A 10,911-nucleotide genomic window follows, 5' to 3' on the forward strand; every position below is an offset into this window, starting at 1 on the left:
AGACTGAACGATGTCCGTCCGCCGCCTCGCACCGAAGGAATTGCAGCCCGCGAGCTTTACGTTCTCGGAAGAGAACCTCGCCTGGGCGAAGGCGCAGATCGAGAAGTATCCGCCGGGTCGCCAGGCGTCCGCCGTGATCGCGATCCTGTGGCGCGTGCAGGAGCAGCATGAGGGATGGGTGTCGGAAGCCGCGATTCGCGCGGTCGCCGACCTCCTGGAAATGCCCTACATCCGCGTGCTGGAAGTGGCGACCTTCTACACGATGTTTCAGCTTCAGCCGGTCGGCAAGAAGGCGCATGTGCAGGTCTGCGGCACGACGCCGTGCCGCCTGCGCGGTGCCGAGGACATCATCAAGGTGTGCCAGAGCCGCATCCATCACGATCCCTTCCATCTGTCGAAGGACGGCAATTTCAGCTGGGAAGAGGTCGAGTGCCTGGGCGCCTGCGTGAACGCGCCGATGGTGCTGATCTGGAAGGACACCTACGAGGACCTGACCAAGGAAACCTTTGGCAAGGTGCTCGACGGTTTCGCGTCAGGCAATCCGCCGAAGCCGGGACCGCAGATCGACCGTCAGTTCTCGGCGCCGGTGGGCGGGCCGACGACGCTGAAGGAAACCACATGAAGCGTGACGGCACATCGCCCGTGATCGGGCAGGGAAGGGTCAGCGCGATGAAGAACTGGCGCTATATCGGCATGCACGCCATCGCGGCGGCCGTGTTCATTTTTCTGCTGCAGCGGTACGCGCTGAGTGCGACGCTCGAATCCAGCCTGTTGTGGGCGCTGACCTTCGGCGGATGCGCCGCGGGTCTCGCTTACGCGCAGTCCAATCGTTGATCCGCTAGGAAGCTTCAAGTCATGCTCGACGACAAGGATCGCATCTTCAAGAACCTCTACGGCCTCCACGATTGGGGGCTTGAGGGCGCGCGCCGCCGTGGCGCGTGGGACGGCACCAAGGCGATCATCGACAAGGGCCGCGACTGGATCATCAACGAGATGAAGGCCTCCGGCCTGCGCGGGCGTGGCGGGGCGGGTTTTCCGACCGGCCTGAAATGGTCGTTCATGCCGAAGGAGTCGACCGACGGCCGGCCGAGCTATCTCGTGGTCAACGCCGACGAGTCCGAGCCCGGCACCTGCAAGGACCGCGAGATCATGCGGCATGATCCGCATCTGCTGGTCGAGGGCTGCCTGCTCGCCAGCTTCGCGATGAACGCGCATGCCTGCTACATCTATGTGCGCGGCGAGTTCATCCGCGAGCGCGAGCATCTGCAGGCCGCGATCGATCAGGCCTATGACGCAAAACTGGTCGGCAAGGACAATCTCAATGGCTGGCCGTTCGACATCTATGTCGCGCACGGCGCCGGCGCCTATATCTGCGGCGAAGAGACCGCGCTGCTGGAGAGCCTCGAAGGCAAGAAGGGGCAGCCCCGGCTGAAGCCGCCATTCCCGGCCAATGTCGGCCTCTATGGCTGCCCGACCACCGTCAATAACGTCGAATCCATCGCGGTCGCGCCGGACATTCTGCGGCGCGGCGCGGCGTGGTTTGCCGCGATCGGCCGCCCCAACAATGTCGGCACAAAACTGTTTTGCATTTCCGGCCATGTCGAGCGGCCCTGCAACGTCGAAGAGGCGATGGGGATTCCGTTCCGCGAACTGATCGAGCGCCATTGCGGCGGCATTCGCGGCGGCTGGGACAATCTGAAGGCCGTGATCCCCGGCGGTTCGTCGGTGCGGATGGTGCCGGCCGAGCAGATCATCGACACGCCGATGGATTTCGACAGCCTCGGCAAGCTGCGCTCCGGCCTCGGCACCGCCGCCGTGATCGTGATGGACAAGTCCACCGACCTGATCCGGGCGATCGCGCGCATCTCCTATTTCTACAAGCATGAGAGCTGCGGCCAGTGCACGCCATGCCGCGAAGGCACGGGGTGGATGTGGCGGGTGCTGACCCGCATGGCCGACGGCCGCGCCCACAAGCGCGAAATCGACATGCTGCTGGAAGTGACGAAGCAGGTCGAGGGCCACACCATCTGCGCGCTCGGCGACGCCGCCGCCTGGCCGATCCAGGGCCTGATCGCGCATTTCCGTCACGAGATCGAGGCGCGCATCGACCAGTATTCGCACAAGGCCGATATCGACGATATCGGCGTGCGCGATCCCGTGAACATGGTCGCGGCGGAGTAAACGCGATGTCGCAACCGAGCGTTTTTTGGTGGCAGAGATACGGGACGCTGGCGCAGATGGCGCAGGCGGCCGTGGCGCTGCTCGGCTTTGTTGCGATCCTCTTCCAGATCAACGAGATCCGCACCAACAACCGCGGCTCCAGCGCACGGCAGGCGTTTCTCGGCTATACGGAACTGGCGTTCCAGAATCCGAAATTCTCGCAGCCCGACTACGGCGCGATCAAGGCCGGCAGCCGCGAGGAGCGGGTGCAGTATGAGAGCTTCGTCTCGTATTTCCTCTACGCCTGTGAGGAGACCATCGCGGCCTTCGCCGACAAGCGCGAATGGCAGGCGTCCTGCGACTACGACCTGAAGCCGCATCTGCCGTTCCTGTGCGAGAAGAACGCAGCGCAGCCGGCCTACCTCGCCACCTACGGCATCGAAACCCAGCAATGGGTGAAGGCGTCGCTGAAGACCGCCAGCGTTACACCGCCAGACTGCAAGCTGGGAAAGACTTGAGACAGCAATGACCAAACTCATCATCGACGGTAAAGAGATCGATGTGCCTGCGGAGTTCACGCTGCTGCAGGCCTGCGAGGCCGCGGGCGCCGAAATTCCGCGCTTCTGCTACCACGAGCGGCTGTCGATCGCCGGCAATTGCCGGATGTGCCTCGTCGAGGTGAAGGGCGGCCCGAAGCCGGTCGCAAGCTGCGCCTGGGGCGTGCGCGACTGCCGGCCGGGCCCGAAGGGCGAGCCGCCGGAAATTTCCACGCGTTCGCCGATGGTGAAGAAGGCGCGCGAAGGCGTGATGGAATTTCTGCTGATCAACCACCCGCTGGATTGCCCGATCTGCGATCAGGGCGGCGAGTGCGATCTGCAGGATCAGGCGATGGGCTACGGCGTCGACACCTCGCGCTTTGCCGAGAACAAGCGCGCGGTCGAGGACAAGTACCTGGGCGCGCTGGTCAAGACCTCGATGAACCGCTGCATCCAGTGCACGCGCTGCGTCCGCTTCTCCGCCGAAGTCGCCGGCGCACCCGAGATGGGCGCGACCGGTCGCGGCGAGGACATGGAGATCACGACCTATCTGGAGCAGGCGCTGACCTCGGAGCTGCAGGGCAATCTCGTCGATATCTGCCCCGTGGGCGCGCTGACCTCAAAACCTTACGCGTTCGCCGCGCGTCCGTGGGAGCTCGGCAAGACGCAGTCCGTGGACGTCATGGACGGTGTCGGCTCCGCGATCCGCGTCGATACCCGCGGCCGTGAGGTGATGCGGATCCTGCCGCGCATCAACGAGGCCGTGAACGAGGAATGGATTTCCGACAAGACCCGCCACGTCGTCGACGGCCTGCGCACGCAGCGGCTCGACCGGCCCTATATCCGCGACAACGGCAAGCTTCGCCCGGCGTCGTGGCAGGAAGTTTTCGCGGCGATCTCGGCCAAGGTCAAAATGAGCGACGGCAAGCGGATCGGGGCCATCGCGGGCGATCTCGCCGCGGTCGAGGAAATGTTCGCGTTCAAGGATCTGCTCGGCCAATACGGTTCCAGCAATCTGGCGGTGCAGGGCGGCGACGCCTTTGACGTCAAGGCGGGACGAGCGACCTGGATCTTCAATCCGACCATTGCCGGGATCGAGCAGGCCGATGCGCTCTTGATCATCGGCGCCAACCCGCGCAAGGAAGCCGCCGTCCTCAACGCGCGGATCCGCAAGCGCTGGCGGACCGGCCAGCTCAAGGTCGGCGTGATCGGCGCCAAGGCCGATTTGACCTATGACTACGACTATCTCGGCGCGGGCACGGATTCGCTCAGCGACCTCGCCACCGGCAAGCATTCCTTTGCCGAGGTGCTGAAGGCCGCCAAGCATCCGATCGTGCTGGTCGGCGCCGGTGCGCTGGCGCGGCATGATGGTGCGGCGGTGCTGGCGCTTTCGGCCAAGCTCGCGTCAGGTGTCGGCGCGCTCAAGGACGGCTGGAACGGCTTTGCCGTGCTGCAGGATACCGCCTCGCGTGCGGGTGCGCTCGATATCGGCTTTGCGGCCGGCGCAGGCGGCCTCAACCTCGCGCAGATGACGACCTTCGGCACGCTCGACGTGCTGTTCCTGCTCGGCGCGGATGAAGTGAAAGTGCCCGATGGCACGTTCGTGGTCTATATTGGCACCCATGGCGACCGCGGCGCGCATCGCGCCGACGTGATCCTGCCGGGTGCGGCCTATACCGAAAAATCCGGCATCTACGTCAACACCGAGGGCCGGGTGCAGATCGCCAGCCGCGCGGCGTTTCCGCCCGGCGAGGCGCGCGAGGACTGGGCGATCGTCCGCGCGCTGTCGGATGTGCTCGGCAAGAAGCTGCCCTATGATTCCCTCGCGGCGTTGCGCCAGGCGCTGTTCAAGGCCGTCCCGCATCTGATGCGGATCGACCAGATCGAGCCCGGCAAGGCCAGCGACGTCAAGGCGCTGGCGGGCAAGAAGGGCGGCAAGGTCGACAAGACCCCGTTCAAGAGTTCGGTCGAGGATTTCTATCTGACCAACCCGATCGCGCGGGCCTCGGCGGTGATGGCGGAATGTTCCCGGCTGGCGTCCGGGAAAATGCTGACGGCAGCGGAGTGAGCGTGACCTGATGGCTGATTTCTTCGCAAGCTCGTTCTGGACCGGCTTTCTCTGGCCGCTGATCGTCATGGTCGCGCAGAGCGTCCTGCTGCTCGTCGTGCTCCTGATCGCGATCGCCTACATCCTGCTCGCCGACCGCAAGATCTGGGCGGCGGTGCAGATTCGCCGCGGCCCCAACGTGGTCGGCCCCTGGGGCCTGCTGCAATCCTTCGCGGATCTGCTCAAATTCGTGCTGAAGGAACCGGTCATTCCCTCCGGCTCCAACAAGGGCGTGTTCCTGCTGGCGCCGCTGGTCTCGTGTGTGCTGGCGCTGGCGGCCTGGGCCGTGATCCCGATGGATCTCGGCTGGGTCATCTCCGACATCAATGTCGGCGTGCTCTACATCTTCGCGATCTCGTCGCTGTCGATCTACGGCGTCATCATGGCCGGCTGGTCGTCGAACTCGAAATATCCGTTCCTGGCCGCGCTTCGCTCCGCCGCGCAGATGGTGTCCTACGAAGTCTCGATCGGCTTCGTCATCATCACCGTCTTGCTGTGCGCCGGATCGCTCAATCTCTCGGCCGTGGTGGAAGCGCAGAATACCCGCGGGTTCGCCAGCCTGATCGGCCTGCCGCAACTCACCATCCTGAACTGGTATGTGTGGCCGCTGTTCCCGATGTTCGTGATCTTCTATGTCTCGGCGCTGGCCGAGACCAACCGGCCGCCGTTCGACCTGGTGGAAGCCGAATCCGAGCTGGTCGCGGGCTTCATGACCGAATACGGCTCGACGCCGTATCTGCTGTTCATGCTCGGCGAATATGTCGCGATCACCACGATGTGCGCGCTGGCGACGATCATGTTCCTCGGCGGCTGGTTGCCGCCGGTGGACCTGCCGCCGTTCAACTGGATCCCCGGCGTGATCTGGTTCGCGCTGAAGGTGTTCTTCATGTTCTTCATGTTCGCGATGGCGAAGGCGATCGTGCCGCGCTACCGCTACGATCAACTGATGCGGCTCGGCTGGAAGGTGTTTTTGCCGCTGTCGCTGGCGATGGTGGTGATTGTGGCCGGCGTGCTGCAATTCGCCGGCATCGCGCCGAAGTGAGGTTGCTATGAGTGTCAACATCAACGCAACGGCCCGCGCGCTTCTCTTGAGCGAATTCGTATCGGCGTTCTTTCTCGCCATGCGCTATTTCTTCAAGGCGAAGCCGACGCTGAACTATCCCTTCGAGAAGGGGCCGATCTCGCCGCGATTCCGCGGCGAGCATGCGCTGCGCCGCTATCCGAACGGCGAGGAGCGCTGCATCGCCTGCAAGCTGTGCGAGGCGATCTGCCCGGCGCAGGCGATCACGATCGAGGCCGGCCCGCGCCGCAACGACGGCACCCGCCGCACGGTGCGCTACGACATCGACATGGTGAAATGCATCTATTGCGGCCTGTGCCAGGAAGCCTGCCCGGTCGATGCCATCGTCGAGGGACCGAATTTCGAATTCGCGACCGAGACCCGCGAGGAACTCTACTATGACAAGGCGAAACTGCTCGCCAATGGCGACCGCTGGGAGCGCGAGATTGCGAAAGCAATCGAACTCGACGCGCCGTACCGGTGAGGTGAGGGCATGATCCTAACCGCGTTGTTCTTCTATCTCTTTGCCGGCGTCTGCGTGGCGTCGGCGGTCATGGTGATTGTGTCGCGCAATCCTGTGCACTCCGTGCTGTTCCTGATCCTGGCGTTCGTCAACGCTTCCGGCCTGTTCATCCTGATGGGCGCCGAATTCCTGGCGATGATCCTGGTGGTCGTCTATGTCGGCGCGGTCGCGGTGCTGTTCCTGTTCGTGATCATGATGCTCGACGTCGATTTCGTCGAGTTGCGCGAGGGCTTCCTGGAGTATTTGCCGATTGGCCTCGTGATCGGCGGGATATTCCTCGTCGAACTGCTGCTGGTCGCGGGCGGCTGGGTCATCAATCCCGGCACCGTCAAGCAGATCACGGCGGCGATCCCGACCAATGTTAGCAACACCGAGGCGCTCGGGCTGGTGCTCTATACGAAGTACATCCACTACTTCCAGATCGCCGGCATGGTGCTTCTGGTGGCGATGATCGGCGCCATCGTGCTGACGCTGCGCCACAAGGCGAAGGTCAAGCGGCAGGACATCAACGTGCAGAACGCGCGGACGCCGGAGCTTGCGATGGCCGTGCGCCAGGTGGCGTCCGGGCAGGGGCTGCAGGATGCGGACGCGGCGGAGTGGGTGAAATGACGATCGGTCTGGGGCACTATCTCGCGGTCGGCGCCATCCTGTTTACGCTTGGCATTCTCGGCATCTTCCTGAACCGCAAGAACATCATCGTCATCCTGATGTCGATCGAGCTGATCCTGCTCGCCGTCAACGTCAACCTGGTGGCGTTCTCGACCTTCCTCGGCGACATCGTCGGGCAGGTGTTCGCACTGCTGGTGCTGACGGTCGCGGCGGCTGAAGCTGCGATCGGTCTGGCTGTACTCGTGGTCTATTTCCGCAACCGCGGTTCGATCGCGGTTGAAGACGTTAATTTGATGAAGGGCTAAAGCAGCTATGGTTCAGGCAATCGTCTTTCTGCCGCTGCTGGGCGCCATTCTGGCCGGCCTGATCGCGATCTACGGCGCGCATGCGCGCAATCCGAGCGGCGATGAGGTCAAACATCACGACCATGGGCATGGCGCTCACGCGCATGCCGCCGATGCCCATGACGAGCATGCCCTTGATGATCACGGCCATGACGATCACCACGTCTCGGAGCCGGCGGCGCAGGGGTCGCGCGCGGCCGAGCTGATTACGACGGGGCTTCTATTCGTATCGGCCGCGCTGTCTTGGATAACGTTGGTCGATGTCGGCTTCATGCACCATGACGCCCGGATTGCGCTGTTCCCTTGGATCAATTCCGGCGACCTGCAGGTGTCGTGGGTGCTGCGCGTCGATACGCTGACCGCGGTGATGCTGGTGGTGGTCAACACCATCTCTTCTCTCGTGCACCTCTATTCCATCGGCTACATGGACGAGGATCCGTATCGGCCGCGGTTCTTTGCCTATCTGTCGCTGTTCACCTTCGCGATGCTGATGCTGGTGACCGCTGACAATCTGGTCCAGCTGTTCTTCGGCTGGGAGGGCGTCGGTCTCATGAGCTACCTACTGATCGGCTTCTGGTACCAGAAGCCGTCGGCGAATGCGGCGGCGATCAAGGCTTTCGTGGTCAACCGCGTCGGCGATTTCGGCTTCGCGCTCGGCATCTTCGCCATCTTCATGCTGCTGAAATCGACCGACTTCGAGACGATTTTTGCGGGCGCGCCCGGGCTTTCGGGCAAGACCATCGATTTCTTCGGCTGGCATGCCGATGCGCTGACGCTGGTCTGCCTGTTGCTGTTCATGGGCGCGATGGGCAAATCGGCCCAGTTCCTGCTGCACACCTGGTTGCCGGACGCGATGGAAGGTCCGACACCGGTCTCGGCGCTGATCCACGCCGCGACCATGGTCACCGCCGGCGTGTTCATGGTGGCGCGGCTGTCGCCGCTGTTCGAGCTCGCGCCCAACGCGCAGGCCGTCGTCATGTTCTTCGGCGCCACCACCGCGTTCTTTGCGGCGACCGTCGGCCTCGTGCAGAACGACATCAAGCGCATCGTCGCCTACTCGACCTGTTCGCAGCTCGGCTACATGTTCGTGGCGATGGGGGCAGGGGCCTATTCGGTCGGCATGTTCCATCTGTTCACGCACGCCTTCTTCAAGGCGCTGCTGTTTTTGGGCTCAGGCTCGGTGATCTACGCGATGCACCACGAGCAGGACATCCGCAACATGGGTGGTCTGAAGGACAAGATCCCCTACACGTATAGTGTGATGGTAATCGGCACCCTGGCGCTGACCGGCTTCCCGCTTACGGCCGGCTATTTCTCCAAGGACGCGATCATCGAGTCCGCCTATGTCGCGCACAATCCATTCGCGTATTACGGCTTCGCGATGACAGTGATTGCGGCGGGCCTGACCTCTTTCTATTCGTGGCGCCTGATCTTCAAGACGTTCCACGGCGAGCCGCACGACCAGCATCATTACGAGGCGGCGCATGAAGCGCCAATGTGGATGCTGGTCCCGATCGGCATCCTGGCCGCAGGCTCCATCCTGGCCGGCTTCCCGTTCAAGGAAGTATTCGCGGGCCATGGCGTGCAAGAGTTCTTCGGCGAGTCGCTGAAGATGCACCCGCACATCATCGACGAGATGCACCACATTCCGCAGGCGATCGCGTTCCTGCCGACGGTGATGATGGTGCTGGGCTTCCTGGTGTCGTGGCTGTTCTACATCCGCCGGCCGTATCTGCCGGTCGAACTCGCCAACCAGCACCAGATGCTCTACCAGTTCCTGCTCAACAAATGGTATTTCGACGAGCTCTATGAGTTCATCTTCGTCCGCCCGGCGAAGTGGCTCGGCTACCAGCTCTGGAAAAAGGGCGACGGCATGGTCATCGACGGCTTCGGCCCGGATGGCGTTTCGGCGCGCGTGCTCGATGTCACCCGCAATGTAGTGAAGATCCAGACCGGCTACCTCTATCACTATGCCTTTGCGATGCTGATCGGGGTCGCAGGGCTGATCACCTGGTTCATGTTCGGCTTGGGAGGCCAGTAATGACAACCTGGCCCATCCTTTCGGTCGTCACGTTCCTGCCGGTCATCGGCGCGCTGGCGATCTATCTCACCCGCGGCGACGACGAGGCCGCGCGGCGCAATGCGCGCTGGATCGCGCTGTGGACCACGCTGGTCACCTTCGCGGTGTCGCTGATCCTGGTCTGGCGCTTCGATGCCGCCAATCCGGATTTCCAGTTCATCGAAAAGGCGAACTGGCTCGCCAGCGGCATCACCTATCACATGGGTGTCGACGGCATTTCGCTGCCGTTCGTGATCCTGACCACCGCCTTGATGCCGTTCTGCATCATCGCGAGCTGGAAATCGATCACGATGCGGGTGCGCGAATACATGATGGCGTTCCTGCTTTTGGAAACGCTGATGGTCGGCACCTTTTCCGCGCTCGACCTCGTGCTGTTCTACCTGTTCTTCGAGGGCGGCCTGATCCCGATGTTCCTGATCATCGGCGTCTGGGGCGGCCCGCGCCGGGTCTATGCATCGTTCAAGTTCTTCCTCTACACGCTGCTCGGCTCGGTCTTGATGCTGCTCGCGATCATGGCGCTGTACTGGAATGCCGGCACGACCGACATCCCGACCTTGATGCACACCGCGGTGCCGCGCTCGTTGCAGACTTGGGCGTGGCTGGCGTTCTTTGCCTCCTTTGCCGTGAAGATGCCGATGTGGCCGGTACACACTTGGCTTCCCGACGCCCACGTCGAGGCGCCGACCGCGGGCTCGGTGATCCTGGCCGCGATCCTGTTGAAGATGGGCGGTTACGGCTTCCTGCGCTTCTCGCTGCCGATGTTCCCGCTGGCGTCGCATGATTTCGCCTGGATCATCTTCACGCTGTCGGTGATCGCCATCGTCTACACCTCGCTGGTGGCCTTGATGCAGGAAGACATCAAGAAGCTGATCGCCTATTCGTCGGTGGCGCACATGGGCTTCGTCACCATGGGCATCTTCGCCGGCACCACGCAGGGCGTGGCCGGCGGCGTGTTCCAGATGGTGTCGCACGGCATCGTCTCCGGCGCGCTGTTCCTCTGCGTCGGCATCGTCTACGACCGCATGCATACCCGCGAGATCGCCGCCTATGGCGGCCTGGTGAACCGGATGCCGCTCTACGCGCTGGTGTTCATGGTCTTCACCATGGCCAATGTCGGACTGCCCGGCACTAGCGGCTTCGTCGGCGAATTCATGACGCTGCTCGGCACCTTCAAGGTTTCGATCCCGACCGCGACCTTTGCCACGCTTGGCGTGATCCTGTCGGCCGGCTATGCGCTGTGGCTCTATCGCAAGGTGGTGTTCGGCGCGCTGACAAAGCCGTCGCTGGCCAGCATCAAGGACCTGACGTTCCGCGAGAGCCTGACGCTGTTCCCGCTGGTGTTCCTCACCATTCTGTTCGGCGTCTACCCGAAGCCCGTGCTCGACATGTCGGCGGCCTCGGTTCAGCAGCTCGTCAACAATTACAATGCCGCCGTGACTGCCGTGAAGGCAGCCGCGCTGGTCGTCCAATAACGTAGCGTTTTCAAGCGAAG

At 63.1% G+C, this 10,911-nt stretch carries 11 protein-coding genes; all 11 read left to right on the plus strand.

Annotated features, from left to right (window positions below):
• Positions 1-10: 10 nt before the first annotated feature.
• The 11 genes from nuoE to IVB05_RS19385 are packed head-to-tail and all read left to right on the plus strand — an operon-like array spanning position 11 to position 10,891.
• Positions 11-622, plus strand: a complete 612-nt coding sequence (nuoE, locus tag IVB05_RS19335) for an NADH-quinone oxidoreductase subunit NuoE (RefSeq protein WP_247786191.1) — start codon at positions 11-13, stop codon at positions 620-622.
• Positions 619-834 (plus strand): hypothetical protein, encoded by a 216-nt coding sequence (locus tag IVB05_RS19340; RefSeq protein WP_247786192.1) that lies wholly within the window; start codon positions 619-621, stop codon positions 832-834. The genes nuoE and IVB05_RS19340 overlap by 4 nt, the downstream gene beginning before the upstream one ends.
• Before the next feature lie 21 nt (positions 835-855).
• A complete protein-coding gene (gene nuoF, locus IVB05_RS19345; RefSeq protein ID WP_214491653.1) occupies positions 856-2,181 on the plus strand; it encodes an NADH-quinone oxidoreductase subunit NuoF in 1,326 nt (441 codons plus the stop codon).
• A 5-nt stretch (positions 2,182-2,186) separates the two neighbouring features.
• A complete protein-coding gene (locus tag IVB05_RS19350; RefSeq protein ID WP_247786193.1) occupies positions 2,187-2,678 on the plus strand; it encodes a hypothetical protein in 492 nt (163 codons plus the stop codon).
• Between the two features lie 7 nt (positions 2,679-2,685).
• Positions 2,686-4,764: an NADH-quinone oxidoreductase subunit NuoG gene (gene nuoG, locus IVB05_RS19355; protein ID WP_247786194.1), complete on the plus strand. Its 2,079-nt coding sequence runs from the start codon at positions 2,686-2,688 to the stop codon at positions 4,762-4,764.
• Positions 4,765-4,774: 10 nt separating this feature from the next.
• Positions 4,775-5,845, plus strand: coding sequence for an NADH-quinone oxidoreductase subunit NuoH (gene nuoH, locus IVB05_RS19360; RefSeq protein WP_247786195.1), 1,071 nt, complete (start codon positions 4,775-4,777; stop codon positions 5,843-5,845).
• A 7-nt stretch (positions 5,846-5,852) separates the two neighbouring features.
• Positions 5,853-6,347 (plus strand): NADH-quinone oxidoreductase subunit NuoI, encoded by a 495-nt coding sequence (nuoI, locus tag IVB05_RS19365; RefSeq protein WP_247786196.1) that lies wholly within the window; start codon positions 5,853-5,855, stop codon positions 6,345-6,347.
• Between the two features lie 9 nt (positions 6,348-6,356).
• The gene (locus tag IVB05_RS19370) at positions 6,357-6,995 is read left to right on the plus strand and encodes an NADH-quinone oxidoreductase subunit J (RefSeq protein ID WP_247786197.1); all 639 of its coding nucleotides are present in this window, start codon (positions 6,357-6,359) and stop codon (positions 6,993-6,995) included.
• Positions 6,992-7,300, plus strand: coding sequence for an NADH-quinone oxidoreductase subunit NuoK (gene nuoK / locus IVB05_RS19375; protein ID WP_214491662.1), 309 nt, complete (start codon positions 6,992-6,994; stop codon positions 7,298-7,300). Before IVB05_RS19370 ends, nuoK begins: the two co-directional genes overlap by 4 nt.
• Positions 7,301-7,307: 7 nt before the next feature.
• Positions 7,308-9,380 carry an NADH-quinone oxidoreductase subunit L gene (nuoL, locus tag IVB05_RS19380; protein WP_247786198.1) on the plus strand — a complete coding sequence of 691 codons (2,073 nt, stop codon included), beginning with the start codon at positions 7,308-7,310 and terminating at the stop codon, positions 9,378-9,380.
• Complete coding sequence (locus tag IVB05_RS19385) at positions 9,380-10,891, plus strand: NADH-quinone oxidoreductase subunit M (RefSeq protein WP_247786199.1); 1,512 nt, start codon at positions 9,380-9,382, stop codon at positions 10,889-10,891. The genes nuoL and IVB05_RS19385 overlap by 1 nt, the downstream gene beginning before the upstream one ends.
• Positions 10,892-10,911: the final 20 nt, after the last annotated feature.

The organism is Bradyrhizobium sp. 170, from assembly GCF_023101085.1.
Lineage (GTDB): Bacteria > Pseudomonadota > Alphaproteobacteria > Rhizobiales > Xanthobacteraceae > Bradyrhizobium.

Excerpts from the sequence above, each read along its gene's own strand:
- nuoE (WP_247786191.1), top strand. The coding sequence starts at position 11 with ATGTCCGTCCGCCGCCTCGCACCGAAGGAATTGCAGCCCGCGAGCTTT.
- IVB05_RS19340 (WP_247786192.1), top strand. The coding sequence starts at position 619 with ATGAAGCGTGACGGCACATCGCCCGTGATCGGGCAGGGAAGGGTCAGC.
- nuoF (WP_214491653.1), top strand. The coding sequence starts at position 856 with ATGCTCGACGACAAGGATCGCATCTTCAAGAACCTCTACGGCCTCCAC.
- IVB05_RS19350 (WP_247786193.1), top strand. The coding sequence starts at position 2,187 with ATGTCGCAACCGAGCGTTTTTTGGTGGCAGAGATACGGGACGCTGGCG.
- nuoG (WP_247786194.1), top strand. The coding sequence starts at position 2,686 with ATGACCAAACTCATCATCGACGGTAAAGAGATCGATGTGCCTGCGGAG.
- nuoH (WP_247786195.1), top strand. The coding sequence starts at position 4,775 with ATGGCTGATTTCTTCGCAAGCTCGTTCTGGACCGGCTTTCTCTGGCCG.
- nuoI (WP_247786196.1), top strand. The coding sequence starts at position 5,853 with ATGAGTGTCAACATCAACGCAACGGCCCGCGCGCTTCTCTTGAGCGAA.
- IVB05_RS19370 (WP_247786197.1), top strand. The coding sequence starts at position 6,357 with ATGATCCTAACCGCGTTGTTCTTCTATCTCTTTGCCGGCGTCTGCGTG.
- nuoK (WP_214491662.1), top strand. The coding sequence starts at position 6,992 with ATGACGATCGGTCTGGGGCACTATCTCGCGGTCGGCGCCATCCTGTTT.
- nuoL (WP_247786198.1), top strand. The coding sequence starts at position 7,308 with ATGGTTCAGGCAATCGTCTTTCTGCCGCTGCTGGGCGCCATTCTGGCC.
- IVB05_RS19385 (WP_247786199.1), top strand. The coding sequence starts at position 9,380 with ATGACAACCTGGCCCATCCTTTCGGTCGTCACGTTCCTGCCGGTCATC.